The sequence below is a fragment of the Cupriavidus sp. Agwp_2 genome (assembly GCF_040784895.1).
Classification (GTDB): domain Bacteria; phylum Pseudomonadota; class Gammaproteobacteria; order Burkholderiales; family Burkholderiaceae; genus Cupriavidus.
The window spans coordinates 804681-830649 of the sequence record NZ_CP088085.1; the positions used below are offsets into that span (position 1 = coordinate 804681).

Sequence of the window (25969 nt, forward strand, 5' to 3'; positions counted from 1 at the left end):
TGGATTTCCGCCTTGGGATCAATGGGTTGGTTGTAAGCGCGAAATTAGCCGCACCTAGCGTTTGCGGCTGAGAGTGGGCAAGCTTGCGTCCGCAACCACTATTTGCGGACGCAAGCATGATCGAAGCCGAATGTGAAGTTCTGCCGCTGAGGGTGATCCGTGTTCGCTCCAACGGAAAACGCGACTTTGACGCCAGGGATAAGCGCCAACTGGTCGAGGCGTGTCTACGGCCAGGGGTATCGGTGTCAGGCATGGCGCTCAAGGTCGGCATCAATACGAACCAGTTGCGCAAGTGGATTCGGCTGCACCAAGTGGCAAATGAAGCCGCTGCGGCCGACAGTGCGGAAGCTGCGTTGCCCGCGTTTGCACCGGTCGTCGAGATTAGCGGCGTAACGCGCGTCCCGGAGTCGGCGGTGGCGCTGGAATGTCTGCGGAACCAAGCGCCTGCTGTCCCTCAGCCATCATCGCGTCCGCCACTGGCGCCGGCGCTGCTGACGGCGCGGTTGCCCAACGGCGTGACGGTCGAGCTCGAATGCGGCGGGCAGGATGTTGCGCTGGTAAAGGCGATGATCGAAGCGTTGGGAGCGCGTTGATGTTCCGGCTCGACACTGACCTGCAGGTCTACCTGCACCGCAATGCGGTGGATTTCCGCCTCGGGATCAATGGGTTGGTCGCCCTGGTCGAGCAGTCGATGCAGCTTGATCCGTTTGCCCGCGCCGTCTACGCCTTTCATAACCGTCGGCGCAACCGCATCAAGCTGTTGCTATGGGACCGCAACGGGTTCTGGTTGCTGCTCAAGCGCCTCGAGGAAGACCGCTTCGTGTGGCCACGGCGTCAGCAGACGGTGGTCGAGCTGACGACCGAGCAGTTGCACTGGCTGCTGGACGGTATCGACGTGGACGCCATGCAGCGGCACCCGTCGCGCAAATATCAGCACACGGCTTGATTGTCGTTCGGTGTGACGTATACCTAATTGCGCCGTGGCTGCACTATCGTGTTCAGCATGAACGAACACGACTTCTCCCGATTGCCGCCGGCCGCCCAGGCCTATATCCGCGAACTCGAAGCGCAGGCTGCCACCAACGCCCAGCACATCGCCGAGCTGACCGAGCGCATCAAGCTCCTTGAGGAACAATTCCGCCTCGCGCAGTCCAACCGCTTCGCACCAAGCAGCGAGAAGCTCAAGGACCGCGTGTTCGATGAGGCGGAGCAGATGGCTACCGCGGCGCTGGCCGACGACGATGAGGAAGGCGCGCTCGCGCCGCTGGACACGGGACTGCCAGAGCCTGATACGCCCGCAGGCCGCAAACGTGGCCGCAAGCCGCTGCCGGCGGAGTTGCCACGCCAGCGCATCGAGTACGACCTGACCGAAGACCAGAAGATCTGCACGTGCTGCCAAGGCGCGATGCACCGCTTGGGCGAGGAGGTCAGCGAGCAGTTGCACATCGAAACAAAAGTCTCTGTGCTGCAGCATGTTCGCTTCAAATACGCGTGCCGGCACTGCGAGCGCAAGGCCGAACGCACGCCGGTGGTGATCGCGCCAATGCCGACGCAACCACTGCCGGGCAGCAACGCAAGCCCGGCAATGCTGGCGACGGTGACCACCGGCAAGTACGCGGACGGCACGCCGCTCTATCGGATGGAAGACGCGCTCGGGCGCGCCGGCATTGCAGTTGGCCGTGGCACACTGGCCAACTGGATCATTCGGCCCGCGCAACTGCACTACAGCCGGCTGTACGAGGCGCTGCGTCGCACGCTGCTGTCGCAACCACTGATCCATGCCGACGAGACAACGGTGCAAGTCCTCAAGGAGGAAGGCAGGGCCGCGCAGAGCAAATCGTACATGTGGGTCTACCGCAGCGCGGAGGACTGCGAGCATCCGGTAGTACTGTTCGACTATCAGCCGGGGCGCGGGCAGGAGTATCCGCAGGCGTTTCTCGCCGGCTACGAGGGCATGCTAATGACCGACGGCTACAGCGCCTGGCGCACACTCGAAGGCGTCACGCACTTCGGTTGTGTTGCTCATGCCAGAAGGCTGTTCGTTGATGCGCAAAAGGGGCAGAAAAAGCCCGGCGCGCGAGTACTAAAGGCGCTCGAGTACTTCAAAGCTCTGTATCAGGTCGAGGCGCTCGCCAAGGCAGAGCTGCCCGAAGGCGAAACGCGCGTCAACTACAGGTACCGGCTGCGTCAACAGCACAGCGCGCCGCTGCTGAAAGCCTTCAAGACATGGCTGGATGAGCAGGCGCCGCAGGTACTGCCGGAAAGCCTGCTGGGCAAGGCCATCGCCTACGCGCGGAACCAGTGGGAATACTTGAGCCGCTATGTTGTCGATGGGCGTGCGCCCGTGGACAACAACGTCATCGAACGAGACGTTAGGCCGTTTGCAACCGCGAGAAGGTCCTGGCTGTTCAGCGACACGGTCGCCGGCGCGAAGGCCAGCGCGATGGTCTATAGCCTGATGCTCACGTGCCGGGCCTGCGGCGTTGAGCCGTACGCCTATCTGCTGCACGTACTAACCGAATTGCCGCAGCGCGCCCCGGACGCGGACGTCATCGACCTGCTGCCGTTCAGCTTCGTCGCAGCGTCTGCCGCCTGAACGACGACCGACCGCACCCGAGGCGCCGATCGGCCATATGGGAGCACTCGCCCGTTACCCGGTAACTGGCAAGCCTACCGGCTCGCCTTGAAATAGTGATCCCATTGCTCCGAATCCGGATCGAGCCGACGCACGATGGCGTCGTCGGCTCGCGCGATCAGCCGCTCCAGCATCTCTCGCTTCGTTACGGCGTAACGGCGTGCCAGCCGCGCGAGCGCGAGATCCGCTTCGCTACTTACCCACATGTCCAGCCGACGTTCTCCGTTGCCGTCCTTGCCCGCCGTCGCGCGCCTTGCCCGATAGGCCGCCTGCCGCTGAGCTGTCGTCTGCGCCATCCTGCACTCCCCTCGTCATGGTTACCCGGTAACGTTCCCGTCTTGCATACGTTACCGGGAAACGGTTCGACTCAACAAGGTGTGCTGAATTTAGCGCTTACGGTTGGTTGCCCTGGTCGAGCAGTCGATGCAGCTTGATCCGTTTGCCCGCGCCGTCTACGCCTTTCATAACCGTCGGCGCAACCGCATCAAGCTGTTGTTGTGGGACCGCAACGGGTTCTGGTTGCTGCTCGACCTTGTCAAGACAAAATGTGCTGCTCAACTTCGTCGATATGTCTGCAAATATGAGTACGCATCGCTAGCACCAAGCGTCTTTGCGGCATCAATTACTTTACATGAGCGGCGAAATTCTCCTTACATCCGACCGGGATCTCTGATTGCCTGCGCAGGCGCGCCACAAGGGTTCTGAGCGGCATAATTTGATTACACGTGATTGTCTGGAGTTGAATGTGCCCGCGCGCTTGGAGGAAGACCGCTTCGTGTGGCCACGGGGTGAAAGGCCCTCGGCCACAAACTCTCGAGAATGTCCTCAAGGATGGCCACCATCCTTGAGGATCTCGAGCTCCGCCATGACACCGGCGGCGCGGATCGCCGCGGTCAAGGATGGCGCTAACCCGAGGCTTCTGAACGAAGTCGTCTTTGCCTCCGGTTCGTCAGCCACGCTGCTGATCCGAAGATCCTGTCGTATTGCTCACCGCAGAATCGTCAGCTCTCTAATCGCGCGATGTGGGGCGACGCGTACTCCCACTCGGCGGGGGCCTCCGCAGAGTCCGCTGCATTGCCCCCGCCGACCACCCCACATACGGTGGTCGGAAGGACTTCGAAATGTCACTCGCGAACTTATCGCGCCTTTCCCTTCTCGTCGTGGCTATGCGCCTTTCCCTTCTCGTCGTGACTATCAAAGGCAGGCTTAGGACCTTCCTTAGGGTGCTTAGACGCCGCGTGCTCCGATTGAGCACGTTGGACAGTTTGCTCGCTTGGCGGATACTCACTGTTCTTTATCGTGAGCGTACCGTCATGCTTAGATTTCGATAGATCTTCCTTGACCTCGGCTCGAGTACGTCCTTGCGGTGCCTCCTTGGACGCTTGTGCAAATACCGGGCCAGACACCAAAGTCATCACCAGGACACTTAAAGCAATTTCTTTCATAGCCATCGACTCCAGATTGCGGTCCCTGTTACATTTTCAGAGACTCTTCTATTATTTTCGAAAACGTTCGTTACATGTAAATTGACGGCACGTGACAATTTTGTCATCGGACCGATATGGTCATTTTAATGGGCGTTAATGGGATGGACGCCCCCTCCCCGTGAAGGTACATGAGTGCCAAACTGGTGAGCATGGCAACCTCTCAAACAGGAGCATCCCTCATGAAGGTCACGACGATCGGCATCGACTTGGCGAAGAATGTGTTTCAGATCCACGGTGTGAATGAGCTGGGCAAAGCGACGTTGAGAAAGCAGCTCAAGCGTGCCCAGGTGGCCGAGTTCTTTGCGACTCTGCCGCCGGGTGTGATTGGGATGGAGGCGTGTGGCAGCGCGCACCACTGGGCTCGCAAGCTGCAGAGCTTCGGCCACACGGTGCGGCTGATGGCGCCGCAGTTCGTCAAGCCGTATGTCAAGACGAACAAGAACGATGCGGCCGATGCCGAGGCGATCTGCGAAGCGGTAGCACGGCCGAACATGAGGTTTGTGCCGATCAAGAACGTTGAGCAGCAGGCAGTGTTGGCGCTGCATCGTGCGCGTCAGGGCTTCGTGAAAGCGCGCACCTCGCAGGCCAACCAGATTCGTGGTTTGCTGGCCGAGTTTGGATTGGTAGTTCCCCAGGGTATCGGGAACATTGCCAGGCAGGTGCCGGAGCTGATCGAGGATGCGACCAATGAGTTGCCAGGCTCGTTCCGTCTGCTCATCCAGCGGCTGCTGGAGCATCTGAAGGAGCTGGACCGTCAGGTCGACGAAATTGGCGCGCAGGTCGAGGCATGGCATCGGGATACCGAATTGAGCCGCAAGCTGGCGCAAGTTCCAGGAATCGGCCCAATTACCGCCAGTGCACTGGTGGCGACCGTAGGCAACGCGCGGAACTTCACCAGCGGCCGTCAATTGGCGGCGTGGCTTGGCCTTGTGCCTCGACAAAACTCCAGCGGAGGCAAAAACGTCTTGCTCGGCATCAGTAAGCGAGGGGATACGTATTTGCGAACGCTGCTTATCCATGGCGCCCGCGCGGTGATCTACAGGGCCAAGCTCAAAGGTGCAACGAGCAGTTGGCTCCAAACATTGCTCTTGCGACGCAATGTCAATGTAGCTGCCGTGGCGCTGGCGAACAAGAATGCAAGAATCATCTGGGCGCTGCTGACACAGAACCGGGACTTCTGTCCTGACTATGCCCCTATCGCAGCGCGGCAGCCTGCGCAGGCCTGAACTCAACGATACAAACGCACGCAAGAGAAATCTCCAGACCACCGATTGCTCAGGCGATCAAACAGTGATGGCAAGACGGTCAGACCGTGGTTGGCAGAAGCCTGATATGCAACACGAGCACAAGGCTCGCAGCGTTGATAAGGCGCCGACCAGCGGATTCCATCAGGGACGGCAGGCATGAGCCTGACATCAAGTCCGGATACATGACTGCAATCTCGACCTCCTATCCATTGCTGAATGCATCGTTTGACAAACCGGGGGCGTCCATACATGTTGCATATATCCAGGGCGCGCGCGGCGTTCTGACGTTTACGCGCAACAGTCTGGGCGGCGCCCCTGTTACTAACGTTCTCGAAAGTATTGTCACACCGCGGCGTGACAATACTTTCGAGAACGTTAGTAATTGCTGTCTGGGCAGCCTCTATTGCTGCTCTGTAACTGTCAGCAGGATCGGTGGCCTCGGCCGTTAGGATGAGGTTCTTCCTGTTTTGTTCTCGAAGCTGCGCTTCTTGGGCCGTCACGCTCGTTATCAATCCCCTTTCTTCAGCTAAGAACGTCCTGATGCCAGTGGGAGAAATCGCTGTGCGCCCGCTATCGGACATTACCTGCAGCGATGCGTTTAAATCATCGACAAGGTCTTCATAATTCATTTTTCTTCTCCCTACCGAAGCGAGGCGCACTCAGCCCACAGGTCGTATGATTCAGACAAAATATGGTCCTTGCTACGCTCCGGAAACGGTGAGGGCGCGAAAAGCCTCAGGTGCTGCTCGCACCTGGACTGCCGAATCGCGAATGGCTGCTGACTGCGCTCAAGACCGAACTCCAAGGAACGCCGGTCCTGCTCGGGAAGCTCATGCATTCGCAACAGCGACGCCTTGACGTTCTCCATAATACGATTGGCATCGCCGAAGGCAAGTACAGTTAGGTTGCCCGGCGTCCTTGGGTAGGCCATGGTACCGAAGATTACGCGCCCGTAACCAACCAGCAATCTCATCGCAATTCCGCTCGGCGCATGCTGGATGAAGCTTGGTTAGAAGGCCACGCATTCAAGGAGTTAAAGATGAAGAACCTCGCCCGCTTGGTTACTGCCATTTCACTGTCACTGACAGCTTATGCCACTTTCGCTTTCCCCAATGCGCACGTGACCCCTTCGGCGGTCAGCTCAGCGGCCGGCCCCGCGCACGGGCCAATCACGGGACCGCGAGATTCCTTCTGCGATGGCGCTTGAGCATGCTTCCTTGCACTTAGAATCGAGCACCGGCAATAAGCAACCAACCCGTTGCCGGTGCTGTGCGGGTCCGTGCTCTAGTCTAGGCAGCTTTGCAGCTACGAAATCGGAGTTCGAACCGGGTAAGTCCACCCTCCAAGTTCTCCGCTCGTCGGCGCTGCCGTTGTAATACTTCATTACCCAGCAGACATATAAAAACGGAGGAGACACTCATGCTGAGTCATCACGAAATCGCTACGCTCATCCTCGTCGAGGGTGCTCAGGATCTTCGGGAATTAGACCCAGCGGATCTCGACACGCTACTGGTGCACGAACTCGTGGCGCTGGAAAAACGTCCTGCCGGCCAGGCATGCCCTCGCATCACCCATCGTGGGCACTCCATTCTGAAAGCTGTCGGGCTGCGCCACTAAGGCACCGCCCCTCCGCATCGTACTGCTTCCCTGTTTTTTGTAGTTCCGCCGACTGCGTGCCGTCGGCAGGCCGCGCGCGTCGGCTCGCCAGGCATGTGCGGCAGTTGCACGCGCATCCCGGGTGAGTTTGTCTCGCCCGCGGCCATGCGACGTTGATCGATTCCCAACGGCCTTGAAGTTTGTTGTCTGGCGGCGATGCCGCGAAGACGCCACGGGCCCATTTTCAGGAGCTTCGTCATGCCTATGTCACCCCCCGAACAGTTTGCGGCGGCGCGAGCCGCGAGCTTCGACATCCTCGCCGGCCTCACCAGTAAAGCTCTCGACGGTCTCCAGAAGGTTGCGGAACTGAACTTGCAGACGATGAAATCGACGTTGGCAGAAGCTCAGGACTGCACGCGGAAAGTATTTGCCGCCACAGATCCGGACGAGCGTTTGGCGCTGCAAGCCAGCCTGATGCAGCCGGCGGCCGAGAAGGCGCAGGCGTACGGCCGTCAATTGTTCGAGATCGCCGAGGCTACGCGGGCCGACTTTGCGAAGGTTGCCGAAGCCCAGTACGCAGAGAACAAGCGGCTGATGCAGGCGCTCGTCGACGGCGCCACGAGGGACGCACCCGCCGGTTCGGAGGCCGCCATGGCCGCGTGGAAATCAGCGCTGGCCGCCACCACCGGCCTGTTCGAAGCGATGCAGCAAACCGCTACGCGCTCGGCTGAGGTCGCCGAAAGCAATCTGAATACTGCCGCCAACGCGGCATCGAAGGCGGCGCAGCAAGCAACTGCCCAGGCCGCGCGCGCCGCCAAGCGATAGTGTGCAATGTCAGCGGCAGCTTCGCCAAGGCGAAGCTATCGAACGAGTAGGTTGTCTTTCGGACCGCTCGCCCTGGCCCTGCCTACTGCGCTTGGCGCAAGTGGTGGGCGCGTGTCATCGAGCAGTAGCGGCCATGGGAAATCCTGAGGAGGAGAGTGAAATCATGACCACGCAGATCGCAGTCGTCACGGGCGGGATGGGCGGATTGGGCGAAGCCATCAGCATCAGGCTCCAGGATGCGCACTACACGGTGGCAGTCACCCATTCCCCGAACAATGCGGGTGTTGGCGACTGGCTGGGCCGCATGGCCGCCCAAGGCCGCGTGTTCCCGGCTTACGCCGTCGACGTTGCTGACTATGATTCGTGCCAGGAATGTATAGGGAAGATTCAGGCCGAGGTCGGTCCCATTGACATCCTGATCAACAATGCGGGCATTACGCGCGACGCGAGCTTCAAGAAGTTGGACCAGGTCAACTGGGATGCGGTCATCCGGACCAATCTTGACTCGGTGTTCAATATGACCAAGCCGGTGTGCGACGGCATGGCCGAGCGAGGGTGGGGACGGATCATCAACATCTCGTCCATCATTGGCCCCAAAGGTGGGTTCGGCCACACCAACTACGCCGCCGCGAAAGCCGGCATGCATGGCTTCACCAAGGCGCTGGCGCTCGAAGTGGCTAGGCGAGGCGTGACTGTCAACACCATCTCGCCCGGCTATATCGCGACGAAGATGGTCACGGCGGTGCCACAGGAGATTCTGGATAGCAAGATCATTCCGCAAATCCCGGTGGGCCGCCTCGGGCAACCGGATGAGGTGGCTGCACTCGTGCTGTACCTGTGCTCGCGCGAGGCGGGCTTCATGACCGGGGCGAATCTTGCCATCAACGGCGGTCAACACCTGCAGTGAGAGCGCTCGCCCCGCCAGCACGCGGCCGACCGGCGCCAACCCGGTCGGTCGCGGGGAAAAACGGGAGGGGCTACCAGCCCCTCCTGGATTGCGTGAAGGAAGCATGTTCCATGGGCGTTCGACTACCTGCATCAGGCAATATCGGCCCGGCTAGCAAAGGATCACGACATCGACGGCTCAACTACACGTCGCCCCCTCGCCTTCGTCGCAGGCAGATCAACTGCCCCTATAGAGCGGGCTTGGCGCGATGATGACCCTGATGCCCTTCGCTTCCGGGAGGTCCGGGACGATAAAGCTCATGTCAACCGACCGGCCGCCGATCGCCTCCAGGAACGTCCACGCTACCGTCTTGTTACCCGCGCGAAATGCAACGGTTTCTCCTGAGCCGACCCGGAGATACTTCATATCTGCTGTCAGCGTAATGGCTCGGGTAGCTGTGTCGAGGGAAGCTGGGCTTCCAAATAGTGCGGGCGTCTGGTTCGCCGGCATCATCGAGGCAGATTTCTGCTCACGAACATGTTCGAGCCAATTGTCGTCACCATCACCCAGCCACTTGTCAGCGCTCCATGCCAACGAGATGCCGGCCAGTAAGAGCGCGGTAGCGGCGATAATCTTCTTCGTGCCCATGATTGGCTGCAGGACGATGAAAAGATTCTTGCCTGAATCCACTCTAATGCGCCCACGCCGACAATATCGTTAGAGAGTGTTATGCACTTTTCGTCACGGCTCATGTCATAGGGAGATGACGAAACGCAGACCGTACCCGACGGACGTGTCGGACGAGGAATGGAGCTTTGTAGCGCCGTATTTGACGCTGATGGACGAGGTCGCTCCACAGCGCAAGCATGAGTTGCGCGAATTGTTCAATGCGCTGCGCTGGATAGCACGTGCGGGAGCTGCCTGGCGACTGCTACCGACTAATTTCCCGCCGTGGGAGGCGGTCTATCAGCAAACGCAGCGCTGGTTGCGCGCGGGGTGCTTTGAAGCAATGGTGAGCGACTTGCGTTCGATACTGCGTGTTGCACAGGGTCGTCGTGGCCAGCCCAGCGCCGTGATTCTTGACGGTCGGAATGCTGGCCGAGCGCGAACGGATCAATTTTGATCTCCAGGCAGTGCTTGACCTCCAGGCCGATGCCTGTGGCATCAAGGTCTCAAGCGTGGAGATCAAGCGCGTTGACCTCGATGAGTCCATGATGCGTGCAATTTCCCGACAAGCCGAAGGGGAGCGCGAGCGGCGCGCGAAGGTGATCCACGCGGAAGGCGAACTGCAAGCGTCGCTCAAGCTGTTGGCGGCGGCGCAGATGCTCGCAAAAGAGCCAGCCGCGATGCAACTGCGGCTCATGCAGACCCTGACCCTGACGCAGATCGCGGGCGACCGGGAGTCCACCACCGTCTTCCCGCTTCCGATCGACATCCGCAACACCCTGGCGTTGGGTACAACGTTGGGAGCAAGAACCCCATCGAGGGCCAGAACCAAGCTCACGGGTCGGGCCGGCTCGATGTCGCCGCCGAGCCAGTCGCCGGCGTCGGGAGCCCGCGCAGTAGCTCGATCGCGTAGTCGGCCGCCCTGCCCTTCGCTGGCTCGGTCGCCGCGATTCCAAACAGATCAGCCAACTCGCCGCGATACCTATGCCGGGCCAGGCTGCGCTGGCCAGTCACGTGCCCGCTTTCCTGGCAGTTTCCAGGTCGCCACTGCACGGTGCCATCGCTTGCGGCTTCAACAGCTATCCGCGTTGGAGTTTGGATTGGACGGATGTAAGTGCCGGTGATGAATATCCGGGTAATGAGGATGTTTGTGAACCAGCGGCTCATGCCGATGCCAGTGGCGATGCGGCTCGCTGCCATCCCAGGGGAAATCGTGGTCGTGCTGGTGATGGGCATCGTGCCGATGGACGTGTGCATGCTCCATGGCCTCGTGGGTGTGCTCGTGCTCGTGATGTTCCCGAAGGTGAAACCAGACGCCAAGTGCCATCAATGCCCCTGCAATCCAGAACAGGATGCCGGGCGCTTCCGGCCACAGGACAAATGAGAGGATCACGCCAAACAGCGGCGCCACGGAGAAATACGCACCGGTGCGCGCCGTGCCGAGCAGCCGCAGCCCGACCACGAACAGAGCAAGGCTGACGCCGTATCCGGCGAAGCCCACTATCATTGCTGCCCCGGCCGTCGCCAGCGTGGGCATTTGCGCGCCGGCAGCGAGTGCTAAGCCCGTATTGCAGAGGCCGGCCACCAGGCCTTTAAGGCAGGCGATCAGGATAGCGTCGTTGCTGGAAACCTTGCGCGTCAGGTTGTTGTCGATGGCCCAGCACAGGCACGCGCCAATGATCAGCAGCGCACCGACCGACAGCCGTGTGCTGTCCGGCTGCCAGGACAGCAAGAGTCCCCCTGCCACAATGGCGATCATCCCCAGCACAATCTGGCGATCGGCGTTCTCCTTGAAGACGACCCACGCAATCACTGCAGTAAACACGCCCTCGACATTGAGCAGCAGCGACGCCGAGGCTGCGCTGGTAGTTGCCAGGCCGGTCATCAACAGCGCCGGGCCGGCTACGCCACCGGCAAGGATGGCGGCAAGGAGCCACGGGACCTCCTGGCGGGGGATTGCCGGCGCGCCACCGACGCTGGTTTGCGCGCGGCCGCTGAAAGCCCGGCGGGCGGCCAGGACGAGACCAAGCCCGACCCCGCTGCCAAGATAAAGCAGGCCTGCGAGCAGCAGTGGCCATCGAGCCCGTGAGGGCTTTGGCAAGTGATGTACTCGCCCCAAAAAGCAGGGCGGCGACCAGGGCTGGAGAAGCCGTGCGGAGGGACATGGGGCAGCGAAGACGGGAAACCGATCCGATATTGTCACCGCAATCCCATGCCACCGCCGACCCTGATAATTCTGGCGAGGCGATTGGGGCGGGATTTCGTGGACGATCCGCGGTCTCGCTCTCATGTAGAATTGCCGACTATGTCGCGCGTCGTTGCCATCCTCCTGATGCTTTTGCTGCCGCTGCAGGCCTTTGCCGCAGTGGAGCGACAACTCGCGCATGCTTCCGGGGCCCTGCTGGACCATATGGTCGTCCACGCCGAGCACGTTCCCCATCATCATGACGACGATGGGGACATGCAGGCAGATGACTCAGCCTCTTCAGCCTTGCACCAACTGGACTTCGACTATGGCTCGAATTTCCAGGCGATCGTACTGATGCCGCTGCTGGCTCCTTTGCTGCCGCATGCCTACCCCGCACCCGGCTTCCATAGCAGTACCCTGCCGAATCCTGCCGGCAGTCCTCCCCTACGCCCACCTCACGCGCCCGCCTGACGGCGGGGCTTTGTCCTTTGATTTCTTGCCGCTGCGCGCCTGATCGTGCAGCGACCCCGCCGCATTGCTTGTTCGAGCCTATTGCGCTGGGGATTCCATGCAGAAGTCAGTCATATTCATTGTTGCGTCCATCGTGCTGTCGTCGGGGGCCTATGGCCAGGCGCCGGCGCCGGATATCCACGCCTTGTTCAATGCCGCGTGGGAGCGTTCGGTTGCGCTCCAGACCAGCGAAGGGCGGCGGCAGGAAGCTGCCGCCAGCCGGGTCCAGGCAGACTCACTCATTGCCGGGCCGCCATCCCTGGGCCTCTTCCATCGCGATGATCGCTGGACCGACCGGCGCGGTATGCGCGAGAGCGAAGTCACGATTGGGGTGCCGATCTGGATGCCGGGCCAGCGCTCGGCCCGGGGAGATCTTGCCGACGCCCAGGCGGCAGAGGCGGAAGCCAGCGCCGGATTGGCGAAGCTCAATGTTGCCGCCGAAGTTCGCGAACGCGTCTGGCAACTCGCCGCCGCAGAGGGGGAGCGCGATGTCCTGCGCCGGCGCGTGGACGTCTCCGCTTCGCTACGCGACGACGTACAACGGCGGGTCAAAGCGGGCGATCTCGCCAGGACCGACCTGCTGCTGGCACAGCAAGACCACCTGGCGACGCAGACCCTGCTCGCGGAGGGCGAGGCGCGTCTGGTTGACGCCCGAGCCCGGCTCCTGCAATCGACCGGGATATCCGCGCTGCCCCTGCGATACGACGAACCGGTAGCGCAGGCGAGTGCTCCTTCCGCACATCCAAGGCTGGAGGCCGCACAGCGCATCGTGATGCGCAATGAGCGCCAGCTTGGCTATCTGCAGAAGTCACGCCGCGACCCGCCTGAGGTCGGCGTGTCATACCGGGCTGACCGCGCCGGTGGAGGCCTGCCGAATGATCAGACTATCGGTGTCTTCGTCAGGATTCCGTTTGCCACCGACGCCCGCAATCTGCCGCGCGAAACCGCGGCCCAGACCGAGTTGATGACGGCGCGCGCCGAGCTTGAGCGAGCCGAACGCGTGATCCGGTCGGACATCGACGCAGTCAGGACGGCGCTAGCCCTCGCGGAACAGCAGCTCGCGCTGACAGAACAGCGCAGCGCCACGCTGTCCGAACGCGCGGCGTTGCTGCGCAAGACGTTCGATCTCGGCGAAATCGGCCTGCCCGAGGTGCTGCGCGCCCAGAACCAGGCGCTTGAAGCTGAAGCGGATCTGGTCCGCCAGCGCGCCAGGCGCGGCCTTGCCGCTGCCACCCTTAACCAGGCTCTCGGAGTCCTGCCATGATGCGCCAGCTACTTGCTACCTTCCTACTCTTCCTTGCCTGTGTGGCACATGCCGCGCCCGGCGCCCATGGACCCAGCGGCGAGCACCTGGATGCTCCCTCATCGTCCGGCAGCACGAGCAGTGCGCAACCCACCATCGAGGCGCACACCGAGGCATTCGAACTGGTGGGCACGCTTGCCGCGGAGGAGCTTTCGGTCCTGGTGGACCGCTACGAAACCAACGAGCCGGTCCTGAACGGCACGCTTGAAGTGGAACTCAGTGGCATCAAGGCTCAGGGCAAGCTGCATGCCGATTTCGGCGACTACTCGTTCACCGACGAGAAGCTGCTCAAGGCGCTGCAGCAGCCAGGCTCTCACCCATTGGTCTTTACCTTGATTGCCGGTAACGACACCGACCTGATCGAAGGCACCCTCAACGTCGCTGCGAACCAGCACGCACACGGGCAATGGGAGTTTTTCCGATCACCATGGCTGTGGGCTGGCTTGTTTGTCGCAGCCGCGCTCGCCGCGGCATTCTGGCGCCTGCGTCGCCGCAACGCACTGCAAAGGGCGAGGGGGTGAGCATGAGGAAGACGACAAAGATTGTGATGATCGCCGCGGCCCTGACGATGGCTGCAGTTACTGCAGCCATGGCGGCGCCCGGCGCCCATGGCCCGAACGGGGAACATCTGGACGGCCCGGCCGCTGCCACCGGTGGGGGCCTGGCGCGCCTGCCCGACGGGAGTGTGCAGATCCCCAAGTTGGCACAGCGCAGGATGGCCATACGTACGATCATGCCCCAGTTGGCCGAGCACCCCGTCACGGTGGAACTCAACGCCGTGGTTACCATCGATCCGAATGCAGGTGGGCGCCTGCAGGCCGGGCATCCTGGCTGGATCGAACCGCCGCCGGGCGGATTCCCCGCACTTGGCCAAAGCGTAAGCAAGGGGCAGGTGCTCGCCATGCTACGACACAAGAATGAGCCATTCGATATCGGCAACCAGCAGGCACAGCTTGCCAGCCTGAGCGCCAATCTGAAACTGGCGCAACAACGGCTCCAGCGCCTGGAGTCGTTGCAGGACAGCATTCCGCGCAAGGAGATCGAGGCCGCGCGCGCGGAAGTGCAAAGCCTGTCCGGCCAACGCCTGGCGGTCGGCAACAGCCTGCATCAGACCGTGATGCTGCGCGCGCCGGCTACCGGGGTCATTGCGACTGCGAACGTGCTGGCGGGTCAGGTCGTGGCGGCGACGGATGTGTTGTACGAGGTCGTGGACCCCAGCCGTATGCTGATCGAGGCGAACACTGCCGACGCCACGCTGGCCACGCGCATCCAGGACGGTACGCTCGGGCGGGTGGACGGTGGCAAGCTGGGTTTTGTTGGCGCCGGTCGGAGCCTGAAGAACGGTGCCGTGCCATTGGTGTTCCGGCTCACGGGCAATGCTTCGCCGCTGGCCGTCGGCCAGCCGGTGACGGTCGTGGCCCGGCTGTCAGATACCGTCAAAGGTATCGCGCTGCCGAGCGAGGCGCTGGTGCGTAACGCAAACAATGAACCTGTGGTGTGGATCAAATCCGGCACGCAGCGCTTCATCGCCCAGCCGGTCGAGGCGCGTGTGTTGGACGCGCGCACCGTGGTCGTGGTGAAAGGGCTATCGCCCGAGAATCGCGTGGTGGTGTCCGGCGCGGCACTTGTGAACCAGATCCGCTAGGGGCACGGGCATGTTTAACTGGATCGTTCGCGCCAGCCTGGGCAATCGCCTGCTGGTGCTCGCCGTCGCCGCCATCCTGATGGCCTACGGCGCGATGACCGCGTGGCGCACGCCTGTGGATGTCTTCCCCGACCTCAACAAGCCGCTTGTTACGGTCATCACTGAGGCTGGTGGAATGGCGCCGCAGGAGGTCGAGTTGCTGGTCTCGTTTCCCATTGAGACCGCCCTCAACGGCATGCCCGGCGTTACCCGTGTCAGGTCTGTCTCGGGCGTAGGCTTGTCTATCGTCTATGCCGAATTCGACTGGGGCAGCGACGTCTACCGCAACCGGCAACTGGTGTCGGAGCGGCTGGCCCTGGTCAGGGAGCAGTTGTCGGGGGGGCTGTTGCCGATCATGGGCCCGGTCTCTTCGATCATGGGCGAGATCATGCTGATCGCCTTGCCGATCGACCCCGCCAGGGCCAGCCCGATGCAGGCTCGCGAGTACGCGGACTTCGTCCTGCGCCCGCGCCTGCTCTCCGTTCCCGGCGTGTCGCAGGTGATTCCGATCGGCGGCGAAGTGCGCCAGCTACGGGTGGAGCCCGATACGGCGAAGATGGCGCAGTTCGGCGTGGCGCTCGCCCAGGTCGAGCGTGCCCTGCGTGAATTCGCCGCCAACACCAGCGGCGGCTTTATCGACCTGAACGGCCGCGAGTACCTGATCCGCAATCTTGGCCGCACCCATCGGCTGGAAGACTTGCAGGGCCTGGCCGTCGCATACAAGGACGGCACACCGGTGCTGCTGGAACAGGTCGCCGGGGTGCGCTACGCTGCTGCGTTCAAGCGCGGCGATGCCGGGTTCAACGGCAAGCCGGCGGTGATCGTCAGTGTCCAGAAGCAGCCTGCCGCGGATACGGTTCGCCTGACGAAGGACCTGGAGAGCGCCCTGGCCGGCCTGAAGCAAGGCTTGCCACAAGGGATCGCGGCCCCCGAGGTGCTGTTCCGCCAGGCGGACTTCATCGAGGCTTCGATCAGTAACGTGGCCGAAGCCTTGCGGGACGGCGCCATCATGGTGACTGTGATCCTGTTCATCTTCCTGCTGAGCGCACGCACGACGGCAATCTCGCTTGTCGCCATTCCGTTGTCGTTGGCGGTGACGGCGCTGGCGTTCCACCTGCTCGGCCAGTCCATCAATGTCATGACGCTGGGCGGCCTCGCCATCGGGATTGGTGAGCTGGTCGACGATGCGGTGGTCGATGTCGAGAATATCCTGCGCAGGCTCAGGCAGCGCAAGTCGATGGAGGACCCGCCGTCCGTGCTGGAGGTGATCTGGCGGGCTTCGGTCGAGGTGCGCTCGGGCATCGTCTATGCCACGCTGATCGTGGTGCTAGTGTTCGTGCCGCTGTTCGCGCTGCCGGGCATCGAGGGGCGGCTGTTCGCACCGCTGGGCATTGCCTATATCGTGTCGATCCTGGCCTCGATGCTGGTGTCGATGACGGTAACACCGGTGCTGTCGTATTACCTGCTCCCACAGATGAAGCGGCTGGATCATCCGGACAGCCCCCTGGTGGCGTGGCTCAAACGGGTCGATACACGGATCCTGCACTGGTCGTTTCCCCGCGCAAAGCCCATCCTGGGAACCGCCGCCGTCGTTGTGGCACTGGCCGCGGCGACCGTGCCGTTCTTTCCGCGCGCTTTCCTGCCGGCGTTCAACGAGGGATCGCTGGTGATGTCGCTGATGTTCAATCCCGGTACGTCGCTGGCAGAAGCCAATCGCATGGGTGCCCTGGCCGAGACGCTGATCCGCCAGGTGCCCGAGGTCACGCAGGTCGGGCGTCGCACGGGCCGGGCCGAGCTCGACGAGCATGCCGAGGGCGTCCACTCATCCGAGATCGACGTGGACCTCGAGCGCTCGGACCGCAGCCGCGAAGAAGTGATGGCGGCGATTCGCGCGCAACTGGCGGTGCTGCCGGCATCCGTGGCGATCGGCCAGCCGATCTCGCACCGGCTGGACCACCTGCTTTCCGGCGTACGCGCGCAGATCGCGCTGAAGATATACGGCGACGATCTCGATACCCTGCGCGGCCTGGCAGAGAATGTACGCGGAAGGCTGGCGAGCGTGCCTGGGCTGGTGGATATCACGGTCGAGCGCCAGGTGCTAATTCCGCAGGTCAACGTGCGTCTCGACTACCGCAAGGCGGCGCAGCACGGCATCCCTGCCGGGGAAGCGCTGAAGGCGTTGCAGACGCTGTCGGACGGCACCCGGATCACGCAGGTCATAGAGGGCGTGCGCCGCTACGATCTTGTCGTGCGACTCCCAGACGCAGGCCGCACGCCGCAGGACCTAGCCAGGGTCATGCTCGATTCGCCGCGCGGTCCGGTACCGCTGTCGGCAATTGCCAGCGTGGAGGATGGCGATGGGCCGAACCAGATCGGGCGTGAGAACAGCCGCCGTCGCATCGTCGTCTACGCGAACACGGATGGTGCCGACATGGCACGGGTTATCGGCGACGTTCGGGCGGCGGTCGCGCAAGCCGGATTGCCAGGCGGATATTTCGTGAATATTGAGGGGCAATTCCAGGCCCAGGAACAGGCCACACAACTTATCGTGCTGCTGTCGATGGTGTCGCTCGCCCTGATCTACCTGGTGCTCTATTCGCGCTACCGGTCCGCCATGCTGACGCTGATCATCATGGCGAATATCCCGTTTGCGTTGATCGGCAGCGTGATCGCGATGTGGCTGGGCGGGCTCACGCTTTCCGTCGCATCGATGGTCGGCTTCATCACGCTGACGGGTATCGCCACGCGCAACGGGATCCTGAAGGTGAGCCACTACATCAACCTGTGCCGGTTCGAGGGCGAGTCCTTTGGCGTGCCGATGATCGTGCGCGGTTCGCTGGAGCGCCTGACGCCGGTGTTGATGACGGCGCTGGTTGCCGCGTTCGCGCTGACGCCGCTGCTGGTCTCGGCAGACGCTCCAGGCAAGGAAATCCTGCATCCGGTGGCGGTTGTCATCTTTGGGGGGCTGGTTAGCTCGACCCTCCTTGATTCGCTGCTCACACCATTGGCGTTCTGGCTGTTCGGCCGCAAGCCGCTGGAGAACATCCTGGCACAGCAGAGTCGCGAAGCCTATTGATCAAGGGCTACTGCAGCGACGCCCGCAAGTCGCTGCATCTTTGGAGTACATGATGAAGAAGCAGATCGCAACGATGTTGATGGCAGCCAGCCTCGGGTTCTCCAGCCTGGCGATGGCGCACGGCGCTAAGCCGGCCCAGTATGGCGGCGTAGTCCAGACCGCCGGCGACCTTCAGTTCGAGCTCGTCAACAAGGATGGGGCCATCACCATCTACGTGGACGACCACGATGCGAAGAAGCCGGTGGCCGGCGCCAGTGGCAAGCTGACGGTGCTGACCGGCGCACAGAAAACTGAGACGACCCTCGCCGCAGGTACCGGCAATGCGCTGGTCGCGGCCGATAAGGTTCAGGTCGCGCCGGGGTCCAAGGCCGTGGCGGTGATCAAGTTTGCCGACGGCAAATCGGTGACGGCGCGCTTTTCGGTCAAGTGAGTCACATGTAGAGCTGACCCGCATCTCGCCGATGCGGGTCAGCTCCAGCTCGCTCGGATCCTTGCCTTAGAATGACCTAGAAACTGCGGCTGCCGGGTTGGCCGTGGAGATGGCTCCTTCTCAACTCCCTCAAGACCCACAATGGAATGGCTGACGGATCCCTCAATATGGATTGGCCTGGTGACGCTTGTCGTGCTCGAGATCGTGCTCGGCATCGACAACCTGATCTTCATCGCGATCCTTGCGGATAAGCTCCCGCCATCCCAGCGAGACAAAGCGCGCGTTGTCGGGTTGTCCCTCGCGTTGTTGATGCGGCTGGGTCTGCTCTCCGTGATGTCCTGGCTCATCACCCTGACGAGCCCCCTCTTCTCCATCGGCCCCATTTCGATTTCAGGACGAGATCTCATCCTGTTGCTAGGCGGATTGTTCTTGCTCTTCAAGGCGACCGTCGAACTCCATGAGCGGCTCGAGGGCATGCCGCACGCCGAGAGCGGCAAATCGGTCTATGCCGGCTTCTGGATGGTGGTGACGCAGATCGTCATTCTTGACGCCGTGTTCTCGCTCGACGCGGTGATCACGGCGGTCGGAATGGTCGATCATCTGGGTGTGATGATGGCCGCGGTGGTCATCGCGATCGCCGCCATGTTGGTTGCCTCCAAGCCACTAACACGGTTCGTGAACGCGCACCCCACCGTTGTCGTGTTATGCCTGAGCTTCCTGCTGATGATTGGCCTGAGCCTCATTGCAGACGGCCTGGGCTTCCATATTCCGAAGGGCTACCTCTACGCCGCGATTGGTTTTTCCGTTGTCATCGAATTCTTCAATCAGGTGGCGCGCCGCAACTTCCTCCGGCATGAGGCGCGGCTTCCGTTGCGCGAGCGAACCGCCGACGCCGTGCTGGGGCTGCTCGGTGCGCACCGGGGAAGCAAACGTGACGAGCGGGAAGAGACCAGTGAGGAAGCGGCAGTCTTGCCGGCCTTTGCGCCCGAGGAACGCAACATGGTAAGCGGCGTCCTGTCATTGGCGGAGCGATCGGTACGCTCGGTCATGACGCCGCGCGCCGACCTGTCCTGGCTGAATATCGAGGACGACGCAAACACCCTGCAAAAGCAGATCTTCGAAGCGCCACATAGCTATTTCCCGGTTTGCCGCGGTCAATTGGATGACGTTATCGGTGTGGCCCGCGGTAAGGATCTGATCGGGGATCTGGTGAAGAACGGCGCCATCGACGTAGAGCGCAGCCTCCGACGACCGATCATCGTGCATGAATCCATTGGCGTCCTCCGACTGATGGATACGCTTCGAGACTCGCGCGGCCAGCTCGTCCTGGTGACGGACGAGTATGGCGGGTTCCTTGGCGTTGTAACACCCATCGACATCCTGGAAGCCATCGCTGGAGAGTTTCCAGATGAGGACGAAACACTGGCAATCGTCCCGGCCGGAGAGGGTCGCTGGATCATGGACGGTTCGGCTGACCTTCACGCCGTTGCGCAAGCGCTCGGTATCGACGCCGCCTGGGTCGGCTCGGATGGCCGCTTCTCGACGCTCGGCGGTCTCCTGCTCAGGCACTTCGGTATGGTCCCTCCGCCTCAGGGAACCGTGGAGCTTGAAGGGTATCGCTTCACGGTCATGGAGGTTTCCGATCGCCGTATTGATCGCGTCGATGTGAAATTTGTTGGTAACCAAGGCGATCAATCACACCGCTCGGCGGACGAGCCAGACGTTGACAGAGCCGGATGAGGCAGGTCATGGATTGCCCATGCCATGAACCATCGGATATGTCCCCCGCGTCCCTCGGCCAGACATGGCAGACGTAGAGTCTCACTGACCGCATCTTGCCTCGATCCGCGCCGTCGCGCCGGCGTCTACGTCAACATTCTGGCGAATGATCATCCGCCTTTGGGCCCCCCGTCGTCTTCGTGATTCTCTTCCTCGTCACTGCTGTTCAGCGCGCAAACTGTTGCGAGGGTGAATCGGTGGGTACCTGTTGCTCGCCCGCCGGCATCGTGGCCGTCGCCTTCGTCGCAGCACTCGCGATCGCGCCCCGGCGGCAAGCTTGAGTTCAGAACCAATCCGAGTGTGAGATGAAGCGCCGCCCAAGCAAGACATGCACCTCGCCAGCCGATGTGCGATTCCATGAACGAAGACAGCGGCCAACCGATGGTGCTGGCGAAGCCGGCAATTAGCGTGATGCCGGTGATGGCGCCCCGCGAGCGGTTGCCATAGAGCGCGACGAGGCTCGCAAACGCGGCCTCGTACAAACCGGCGCCCATGCCAATGCCAATGCCAATGCCAATGCCAATGCCCATGCCAATGCCAATGCCAATGCCAAGGATCAGCCATGCAGCAAAGAGCCCGACAACGCCATGCGCGGAAGCCAGTGCAGCCAGCCCGAGCGCGAAAATCATGCTGGTGGCCACCAATACCGATCGGCCGCCCCGGCGATCAATCACTGTGCCGGCAGTCGGCCCGAGCAGCGCGGAAGCGATGAGCGCTGCGCTGAAAGCGGCGAAGACCGTGGGTGTCGAAACGCCAAGGTCTCGAGCCATCGGTGTTGCAAGCATTGCCGGCAGGTAGTACGTCGAGCCCCATGCCAGCGTCTGGGCAATGCCCACCGCTTCGACCGAAAGGCCCACATGAGTCCGAAGCTCCCGCGACGGGTGGACGACGTCGAGCCCGAGCGCCGCGTAGCCATGCTGCCGTTCCCAGAAGAAATCGGCGTAATCCGGCGGATCATCGTAATTCCCCACTGCGGCGATGTGCATGTTCAATGCGTCGACGCGATACGGCAGCGTCAGGACACGCCGCATCAAAATCGGGAGGCAGCACCTTCCAATCGACATCGAGGGCCAGCGGATCGAATGTAGGTGTTGATACAGTCGCCTCATACGTCTTCCGGCCATCGCCGGCTGGGCGGCCTTCGCTGGTGCCATCATCGAACGCGACAGCCATGCAGCCCCTCACGAAGCGATCGAGATGAGCGCGCTCACGAGAATGGCGAGGTAGTTGGCCTCGTTCTCCTTGTGTTTCTCCTCCCGCGTCCACTCACGTCTGGATGTGAGCCACCCACCCAGCCAGACGCCGCCGAGGCCTGATACCGCAGACACCACACTTGACCAAACGGACCAATCTGGGGTCATGCCAAGATGAGCCCTTATGCTCTGCAACGCATAAAGCAGAGGGTTTTTTGATTAGCGGTCGCGGCCGCAGGCGTGTGAGTGGGGCCCGGCGAGGTCAGCCCGCGACCGGTCATCAAGAAACCGTTTGTGCTGAACCGCTGCGCAGGCGGGTGCGTCTATGGGCGTTGAATCGTCGCTGCGGTGATCCGGCGCGCTCCACACGCGTAAGCCGGGCACCGGACTGCGATGGAGTGACGATGGCTATCGTGCGATAGGGGTGCAAGGGTCGACATGGCAGGATGAATTAGGCAGCTTCCGGATACCTTTGCACGCGGGAGAGATTTGGTGGCACAAGCTCGAGCGCGTTGCCAGCAGGAGTGAATGGAAACGTGGTCGGTGATCATGCCGATGCGGATCAGTGAACGGGATGAGTGCATGGTGGTGGACGCGGCAGTGCGCCGGGCAGGAAGGTTCAGACCATGTGGCCCCTGCCACAGGCCGGGCAATCGCGAAGCGACTTGCCGGTGAGTCGCTGGTAACGGTCGCGGTAGTCTTCGGTTACCACGGGTGCGTCGGCAGCGGGCATCGCCACGCCGAGCAGGCGGCGGCAGGTAGCCAGTTTGGCGGCCCGGCAACGATTGGCGAGCAGGCCGTAACTGCGGATGTGCTTGAAGCCGCTGGGCAGAATATGCAACAGGAAGCGGCGGATGAACTCGTCGGCCGCGAGGGTCATGGTCTTTGTTGTGGCGGCGCGATATCGGTGACCTGCAGATGGACGACTTCTGACACGCGCAGGCCAGCCGCATACGCGGTCATCAGGATGGTGCGCTGCTTGAGACTGGGGACCGACTCGAAGAAATGGGTAACTTCCTCCGCGCTCAGGATGACCGGCAGCTTCACGGGTCGCTTTGGCAGTGGAAAGTCCTCGTCGCTCCATTCCCGCCTGAGCGTAACGCGGTACAGGAAGCGCAGTGCGCCCACAGCCAGTTGCACGCTGCTCGGGGCAAGCTTGCGTTCGTTGGTCAGGTAGATTTGCCAGGCGCGGATCTCTTCGGGGCCGAGGAGTTCAGGCGAGCGGCGGAAGTGTCGGGCGAAACTGGAAACCTGCTGCAGATAGGATTTTTGCGTGTTGTCTGCGAGATTCCGGATCTGCATGTCGTGCAGCATGCGTTCGCGAAGCGGTGTCATGGCGGAACTCCTGGAAGCAGTGAATGGAATGCCCGTTGGGCCTATCCATGTTGCTCCCGGGTCTCCATACCCCTTCTTCTCGCCAGTCCCACCTTCAGGTCGCCTGCGACGTACCGCTAGGCAACAACGTTCGCCTACCTCCCACTACCGCGTCAGCGGTTTAGTACAATGTCGGCTATGTCGTTCAAGACATAGCCGACATACGACGGCCATGCATCTGCTGCAGGCGGGCGTCGATATCAGCCTCATCGCCCTCTGGCTTGGGCACGAGAGTATCGAAACAACCCACGTCTACATTGATGCCGATCTCGCCACCAAGGAGCGGGCTCTGGAGAAGCTAGCGCCAGCCGAGGCGGCTACCTTCCGGTTCAAGCCTTCCGACAGCGTGCTCGCCTTCCTGCAGCAGCTCTGATTATGTGCAGTCTCGTTGCCGGCGATCCGGCATTAGCAGTCGTCGGCCGATCAGCTGAGCATAACCAGCAACTGTGCCTAAACAGCCAATCGGCTATCATAAGCCTTGCGGTTATATAGACAACCAAAAACATTTCCGTTAGTTATAAGCGGCAGGCCGCTCAATCCGACAAATGCGGTTGAGGTCTGTCACGCCAATGAGTAGTCGCACCTTCCGCGTGAAATCCGGCGATGGTCACCCGCAGAGCCGTTGCAGCACGACTTCACGACAGCCCCGCTTCTTCTCCGCACCCTCAGATGACCGGGCTCGGTTCCCCGCGCGTATCGGCACATTGTGGTTCCCGGCGCGGTCATAGAGCACTCCCAGCGACGTACCATGGCACCCTGGTAACCCTTTGATACAGCATCGCGCCGAGGCCCGATGCTATGCTGCCGCCAGGCATCACGATACCTATATGCTCAGCATGCAGTCGAAACGCACACAGACGTACTGGCTGGCTCTGGCCGCCGCGCTTTGGGCCAGCCCTGCCTTTTCCGATGATTCTTACTATCGCGCCGGCGGTAAGGAATACAAGGAGAGATTCCACAGTCGCCGCTGCCAGGTCGAGCGCGAAGGCAAACACAACGGAGAATTCAAGGAAGAACACAAATGCAAGGGTGGGCCGCGTGGCTATGGACAGAAAGAGAAGTTTCGGGACGGTCCTTGCCTAATCGAGCGAGAATGGAAGAGCGATGGGGAGTACGTGAAAAAGGTCGAATGCAAGTAGCCTTGCCATAGGCCGAAGTGTTCACGCGAATCAGCGTGCATTCCAAGACACCAAGCGGGTGCTTGGGAATTTTGCCACCGTCCTCGGCTAGACTGGCTGGCCCTTCAGAGATTGCCGAGATCCTGTATGGCCACCGTCGAGCGTACCGCCTACCCGCCGACGTGGCGCTCACGCACGATGGTGCCTACAAGACGGTACAAGCCTGTGCGACGCTGGCCAGGATCGAGGTGCCGAGGCTAGGAGTACACGGCGTGCGAGCGACGGGTCGAAAGCGTTTTCATCGGGTAGCCGTCCTTCTAGTGATCTGCGTCATAAATAATGCAACTTAATGGCGATCAGTGAGTCTGCTTTATATGGAGGGCGAACTCATGAGAATCGCGGCACAGGTTGAGGTAAGTGAAGCACAGCGCAAACAACTAGAAACGTGGGCTACGAGCCGGACGATCGCGGTGAGGCTTGCGGAGCGCGCCAAGATGATCTTGCTCGCAGCGCAGGGCAAAATGGATAAAGAGATCGGCGCAGAGCTCGGTGTCTGGCGCGGCACAGTAGCACGCTGGCGAGCGCGATTTATAGCCAACGGACTCGCGGGGATCGAGCAAGATGAGGCGCGGCCGGGACGAAAGCCGAAGATTTCCGCGCGCAAGGTCAAGGCCATCGTGGCACTGACAACCCAACAGCGTCCGGATAACGCGACGCATTGGAGTACGCGAAGTATGGCAGCGAAGGCCGGCGTCAGTGCGGCGAGCGTGCGGCGCATCTGGCAGGCGCATGGACTCAAGCCGCATCGGGTGGTGAGCTTCAAGGTGTCGAACGATAAACACTTTACCGAGAAGCTGGAAGACATCGTCGGGCTGTATCTCAATCCACCCGAACACGCATTGGTCTTCTCTTGCGACGAGAAGTGCCAGATTCAGGCGCTTGACCGGACCCAGCCAGGCCTGCCGTTGAAGCCAGGTCGCTGTCAAACGATGACTCACGACTACAAGCGTCATGGCGTGACGACCTTGTTCGCGGCGATGAACACCCTCGACGGAAGTGTCATTGGTCAGTGCATGACAAAGCATCGACACCAAGAGTGGCTGCGCTTCTTGCGGCAGATTGATCGAAGTACGCCCAAGGACCGCGAGCTCCATTTGATCGCTGACAACTATGCAACCCACAAGCACCCCAATGTACAAGCGTGGCTCGCCAAACACCCACGATTTCACATGCATTTCACCCCCACCAGCGCCTCCTGGCTGAACATGGTCGAACGCTTCTTTCGTGACCTCTCAGAGAACCAATTGCGGCGCTCGGCTTTTCACTCAGTACCCGAATTGGTCAGCACCATCGAGCAATACATGGAGAGGCACAATCGTGATCCGAAACCGTTCATCTGGACCGCCAAAGCTTCTGACATCTTGGCGAAAGTCACGCGTGCCCGGGCAAAGCTGAATAAGATGCAATCCGTTTGACGCACACCACTAGATGGGGCGCGCAGGTAACAGGGGTAGTCCCAGCACTTTGCGCATGTGGTTTGTGGCCCCGGCCCCGCGTCGGACGGATAGAAGGTAGTCCGGGCCAATAGCCCGGACATTGAGCACCCCGATCTCGGTTTCGCCGCCGCGTCAGTACGCGAAGGAAAGCTAATGGCTTGCATGGAAAGCGTATCGACCCCGACATGCCTACGTGAAATCCAATACTAAGGGGGTGACATCCTTGCCCTCATTAGAAGGCTCAGATGCCGGCGGTTGACGAACGACATCATGTCCGGCGTGACCCGAACCCCATATGGCGGGCAGCCTGGGACTGGCTGCACAATTGGCCCCGGCCGGCGCCGGTCGTCCACTCCGCCAGCGAGCGGGGCTGCCCTGCGGCCGTGCTACCATTGCCCGCCTCGCGGGCCCGTGAGGCAGTTTTGGCGTCCCAGGCGCTGCTTCTGCCCGTCGGCGGCGGCCATCGGCCGGCCCTG

General features: G+C 61.7%; 22 protein-coding genes and 6 pseudogenes. 20 read left to right on the top strand and 8 right to left on the bottom strand.

Annotated features, from left to right (window positions below; translation table 11 throughout):
- Positions 1 to 116 precede the first annotated feature (116 nt).
- From LPA45_RS34030 to LPA45_RS34040, 3 genes are read left to right on the top strand one after another with little or no spacing between them, the layout of a single operon-like run.
- Positions 117 to 593: a transposase gene (locus LPA45_RS34030; protein ID WP_367395282.1), complete on the top strand. Its 477-nt coding sequence runs from the start codon at positions 117 to 119 to the stop codon at positions 591 to 593.
- Positions 593 to 946, top strand: a complete 354-nt coding sequence (tnpB, locus tag LPA45_RS34035; protein WP_367395283.1) for an IS66 family insertion sequence element accessory protein TnpB — start codon at positions 593 to 595, stop codon at positions 944 to 946. Before LPA45_RS34030 ends, tnpB (LPA45_RS34035) begins: the two co-directional genes overlap by 1 nt.
- 57 nt (positions 947 to 1003) lie before the next feature.
- Entirely contained in the window at positions 1004 to 2596 is a 1593-nt protein-coding gene (locus LPA45_RS34040; protein ID WP_367395284.1) for an IS66 family transposase, read from the top strand.
- Positions 2597 to 2670: 74 nt separating this feature from the next.
- Here LPA45_RS34040 and LPA45_RS34045 read toward each other — a convergent pair whose 3' ends face one another.
- Positions 2671 to 2931 carry a hypothetical protein gene (locus LPA45_RS34045; RefSeq protein ID WP_022540430.1) on the bottom strand — a complete coding sequence of 87 codons (261 nt, stop codon included), beginning with the start codon at positions 2929 to 2931 and terminating at the stop codon, positions 2671 to 2673.
- Between the two features lie 103 nt (positions 2932 to 3034).
- Between LPA45_RS34045 and tnpB (LPA45_RS34050) the strand changes: the two genes are divergently transcribed.
- Complete coding sequence (gene tnpB, locus LPA45_RS34050) at positions 3035 to 3340, top strand: IS66 family insertion sequence element accessory protein TnpB (RefSeq protein WP_367395285.1); 306 nt, start codon at positions 3035 to 3037, stop codon at positions 3338 to 3340.
- 431 nt (positions 3341 to 3771) lie between these two features.
- Here the strand turns inward: tnpB (LPA45_RS34050) and LPA45_RS34055 are convergent, their stop codons facing one another.
- Positions 3772 to 4080 carry a DUF4148 domain-containing protein gene (locus tag LPA45_RS34055; RefSeq protein WP_367395286.1) on the bottom strand — a complete coding sequence of 103 codons (309 nt, stop codon included), beginning with the start codon at positions 4078 to 4080 and terminating at the stop codon, positions 3772 to 3774.
- Positions 4081 to 4301: 221 nt separating this feature from the next.
- On the opposite strand from LPA45_RS34055, the gene LPA45_RS34060 reads away from it, so the two are divergent.
- Entirely contained in the window at positions 4302 to 5348 is a 1047-nt protein-coding gene (locus LPA45_RS34060; RefSeq protein WP_367395287.1) for an IS110 family transposase, read from the top strand.
- A gap of 2 nt (positions 5349 to 5350) precedes the next feature.
- Here the strand turns inward: LPA45_RS34060 and LPA45_RS34065 are convergent, their stop codons facing one another.
- Positions 5351 to 5998, bottom strand: coding sequence for a hypothetical protein (locus tag LPA45_RS34065; RefSeq protein ID WP_367395288.1), 648 nt, complete (start codon positions 5996 to 5998; stop codon positions 5351 to 5353).
- Positions 5999 to 6788: 790 nt separating this feature from the next.
- Here LPA45_RS34065 and LPA45_RS34070 point away from each other — a divergent pair.
- The 3 genes from LPA45_RS34070 to phbB all read left to right on the top strand — a co-directional run bounded on the left by LPA45_RS34070 (position 6789) and on the right by phbB (position 8697).
- Positions 6789 to 6986 carry a hypothetical protein gene (locus tag LPA45_RS34070; protein WP_367395289.1) on the top strand — a complete coding sequence of 66 codons (198 nt, stop codon included), beginning with the start codon at positions 6789 to 6791 and terminating at the stop codon, positions 6984 to 6986.
- A 237-nt stretch (positions 6987 to 7223) separates the two neighbouring features.
- Positions 7224 to 7790 carry a TIGR01841 family phasin gene (gene phaP, locus LPA45_RS34075; RefSeq protein ID WP_367395290.1) on the top strand — a complete coding sequence of 189 codons (567 nt, stop codon included), beginning with the start codon at positions 7224 to 7226 and terminating at the stop codon, positions 7788 to 7790.
- 163 nt (positions 7791 to 7953) lie between these two features.
- Positions 7954 to 8697 (top strand): acetoacetyl-CoA reductase, encoded by a 744-nt coding sequence (gene phbB, locus LPA45_RS34080; RefSeq protein ID WP_367395291.1) that lies wholly within the window; start codon positions 7954 to 7956, stop codon positions 8695 to 8697.
- Positions 8698 to 8913: 216 nt separating this feature from the next.
- Here phbB and LPA45_RS34085 read toward each other — a convergent pair whose 3' ends face one another.
- Positions 8914 to 9324, bottom strand: coding sequence for a CzcE family metal-binding protein (locus LPA45_RS34085; RefSeq protein WP_367395292.1), 411 nt, complete (start codon positions 9322 to 9324; stop codon positions 8914 to 8916).
- Positions 9325 to 9439: 115 nt separating this feature from the next.
- Between LPA45_RS34085 and LPA45_RS34090 the strand changes: the two are divergent.
- Positions 9440 to 9766, top strand: a pseudogene (locus LPA45_RS34090) (transposase); the annotation flags it as partial.
- 1 nt (position 9767) lies between these two features.
- Positions 9768 to 10130 (top strand): annotated as a pseudogene (locus LPA45_RS34095) (SPFH domain-containing protein); the annotation flags it as partial.
- A 284-nt stretch (positions 10131 to 10414) separates the two neighbouring features.
- On the opposite strand, the pseudogene LPA45_RS34100 reads toward LPA45_RS34095, so the two are convergent.
- A pseudogene (locus tag LPA45_RS34100) lies at positions 10415 to 11507 on the bottom strand (DMT family transporter).
- A gap of 140 nt (positions 11508 to 11647) precedes the next feature.
- Here LPA45_RS34100 and LPA45_RS34105 point away from each other — a divergent pair.
- From LPA45_RS34105 to LPA45_RS34135, 7 genes are all read left to right on the top strand, one after another.
- Positions 11648 to 12001, top strand: coding sequence for a hypothetical protein (locus LPA45_RS34105; RefSeq protein WP_367395293.1), 354 nt, complete (start codon positions 11648 to 11650; stop codon positions 11999 to 12001).
- 97 nt (positions 12002 to 12098) lie between these two features.
- Positions 12099 to 13304, top strand: a complete 1206-nt coding sequence (locus LPA45_RS34110) for a TolC family protein (RefSeq protein ID WP_367395294.1) — start codon at positions 12099 to 12101, stop codon at positions 13302 to 13304.
- A complete protein-coding gene (locus tag LPA45_RS34115) occupies positions 13301 to 13864 on the top strand; it encodes a hypothetical protein (protein WP_367395295.1) in 564 nt (187 codons plus the stop codon). Before LPA45_RS34110 ends, LPA45_RS34115 begins: the two co-directional genes overlap by 4 nt.
- Before the next feature lie 2 nt (positions 13865 to 13866).
- The gene (locus LPA45_RS34120; RefSeq protein WP_367395296.1) at positions 13867 to 14988 is read left to right on the top strand and encodes an efflux RND transporter periplasmic adaptor subunit; all 1122 of its coding nucleotides are present in this window, start codon (positions 13867 to 13869) and stop codon (positions 14986 to 14988) included.
- A gap of 10 nt (positions 14989 to 14998) precedes the next feature.
- Positions 14999 to 18103: an efflux RND transporter permease subunit gene (locus tag LPA45_RS34125; protein ID WP_367395297.1), complete on the top strand. Its 3105-nt coding sequence runs from the start codon at positions 14999 to 15001 to the stop codon at positions 18101 to 18103.
- A 49-nt stretch (positions 18104 to 18152) separates the two neighbouring features.
- The gene (locus LPA45_RS34130) at positions 18153 to 18533 is read left to right on the top strand and encodes a hypothetical protein (protein ID WP_367395298.1); all 381 of its coding nucleotides are present in this window, start codon (positions 18153 to 18155) and stop codon (positions 18531 to 18533) included.
- Between the two features lie 141 nt (positions 18534 to 18674).
- Positions 18675 to 20273 (top strand): TerC family protein, encoded by a 1599-nt coding sequence (locus LPA45_RS34135; RefSeq protein WP_367395299.1) that lies wholly within the window; start codon positions 18675 to 18677, stop codon positions 20271 to 20273.
- A gap of 275 nt (positions 20274 to 20548) precedes the next feature.
- On the opposite strand, the pseudogene LPA45_RS34140 reads toward LPA45_RS34135, so the two are convergent.
- The 3 genes and pseudogenes from LPA45_RS34140 to LPA45_RS34150 all read right to left on the bottom strand — a co-directional run.
- Positions 20549 to 21169, bottom strand: a pseudogene (locus tag LPA45_RS34140) (MFS transporter); the annotation flags it as partial.
- Between the two features lie 955 nt (positions 21170 to 22124).
- Positions 22125 to 22391 (bottom strand): annotated as a pseudogene (locus LPA45_RS34145) (transposase); the annotation flags it as partial.
- Positions 22382 to 22840: a tyrosine-type recombinase/integrase gene (locus LPA45_RS34150; RefSeq protein ID WP_367395300.1), complete on the bottom strand. Its 459-nt coding sequence runs from the start codon at positions 22838 to 22840 to the stop codon at positions 22382 to 22384. The pseudogene LPA45_RS34145 and the gene LPA45_RS34150, both read right to left, overlap by 10 nt.
- Positions 22841 to 23036: 196 nt before the next feature.
- Here LPA45_RS34150 and LPA45_RS34155 point away from each other — a divergent pair.
- The 3 genes and pseudogenes from LPA45_RS34155 to LPA45_RS34165 all read left to right on the top strand — a co-directional run.
- Positions 23037 to 23252, top strand: a pseudogene (locus LPA45_RS34155) (tyrosine-type recombinase/integrase); the annotation flags it as partial.
- A gap of 454 nt (positions 23253 to 23706) precedes the next feature.
- Positions 23707 to 24018, top strand: a complete 312-nt coding sequence (locus LPA45_RS34160) for a hypothetical protein (RefSeq protein ID WP_367395301.1) — start codon at positions 23707 to 23709, stop codon at positions 24016 to 24018.
- Positions 24019 to 24386: 368 nt separating this feature from the next.
- Positions 24387 to 25472: an IS630 family transposase gene (locus tag LPA45_RS34165; protein ID WP_367395302.1), complete on the top strand. Its 1086-nt coding sequence runs from the start codon at positions 24387 to 24389 to the stop codon at positions 25470 to 25472.
- Positions 25473 to 25969: the final 497 nt, after the last annotated feature.

Coding starts and splice junctions, on each gene's coding strand:
- LPA45_RS34045 (WP_022540430.1), bottom strand. CDS start 2,931: ATGGCGCAGACGACAGCTCAGCGGCAGGCGGCCTATCGGGCAAGGCGC.
- LPA45_RS34055 (WP_367395286.1), bottom strand. CDS start 4,080: ATGAAAGAAATTGCTTTAAGTGTCCTGGTGATGACTTTGGTGTCTGGC.
- phaP (WP_367395290.1), top strand. CDS start 7,224: ATGCCTATGTCACCCCCCGAACAGTTTGCGGCGGCGCGAGCCGCGAGC.
- LPA45_RS34115 (WP_367395295.1), top strand. CDS start 13,301: ATGATGCGCCAGCTACTTGCTACCTTCCTACTCTTCCTTGCCTGTGTG.
- LPA45_RS34070 (WP_367395289.1), top strand. CDS start 6,789: ATGCTGAGTCATCACGAAATCGCTACGCTCATCCTCGTCGAGGGTGCT.
- LPA45_RS34110 (WP_367395294.1), top strand. CDS start 12,099: ATGCAGAAGTCAGTCATATTCATTGTTGCGTCCATCGTGCTGTCGTCG.
- LPA45_RS34150 (WP_367395300.1), bottom strand. CDS start 22,840: ATGACACCGCTTCGCGAACGCATGCTGCACGACATGCAGATCCGGAAT.
- LPA45_RS34085 (WP_367395292.1), bottom strand. CDS start 9,324: ATGGGCACGAAGAAGATTATCGCCGCTACCGCGCTCTTACTGGCCGGC.
- LPA45_RS34030 (WP_367395282.1), top strand. CDS start 117: ATGATCGAAGCCGAATGTGAAGTTCTGCCGCTGAGGGTGATCCGTGTT.
- LPA45_RS34105 (WP_367395293.1), top strand. CDS start 11,648: ATGTCGCGCGTCGTTGCCATCCTCCTGATGCTTTTGCTGCCGCTGCAG.
- LPA45_RS34060 (WP_367395287.1), top strand. CDS start 4,302: ATGAAGGTCACGACGATCGGCATCGACTTGGCGAAGAATGTGTTTCAG.
- phbB (WP_367395291.1), top strand. CDS start 7,954: ATGACCACGCAGATCGCAGTCGTCACGGGCGGGATGGGCGGATTGGGC.
- LPA45_RS34165 (WP_367395302.1), top strand. CDS start 24,387: ATGAGAATCGCGGCACAGGTTGAGGTAAGTGAAGCACAGCGCAAACAA.
- tnpB (WP_367395283.1), top strand. CDS start 593: ATGTTCCGGCTCGACACTGACCTGCAGGTCTACCTGCACCGCAATGCG.
- LPA45_RS34125 (WP_367395297.1), top strand. CDS start 14,999: ATGTTTAACTGGATCGTTCGCGCCAGCCTGGGCAATCGCCTGCTGGTG.
- LPA45_RS34160 (WP_367395301.1), top strand. CDS start 23,707: ATGCTCAGCATGCAGTCGAAACGCACACAGACGTACTGGCTGGCTCTG.
- LPA45_RS34065 (WP_367395288.1), bottom strand. CDS start 5,998: ATGAATTATGAAGACCTTGTCGATGATTTAAACGCATCGCTGCAGGTA.
- LPA45_RS34130 (WP_367395298.1), top strand. CDS start 18,153: ATGATGAAGAAGCAGATCGCAACGATGTTGATGGCAGCCAGCCTCGGG.
- LPA45_RS34135 (WP_367395299.1), top strand. CDS start 18,675: ATGGAATGGCTGACGGATCCCTCAATATGGATTGGCCTGGTGACGCTT.
- LPA45_RS34040 (WP_367395284.1), top strand. CDS start 1,004: ATGAACGAACACGACTTCTCCCGATTGCCGCCGGCCGCCCAGGCCTAT.
- LPA45_RS34120 (WP_367395296.1), top strand. CDS start 13,867: ATGAGGAAGACGACAAAGATTGTGATGATCGCCGCGGCCCTGACGATG.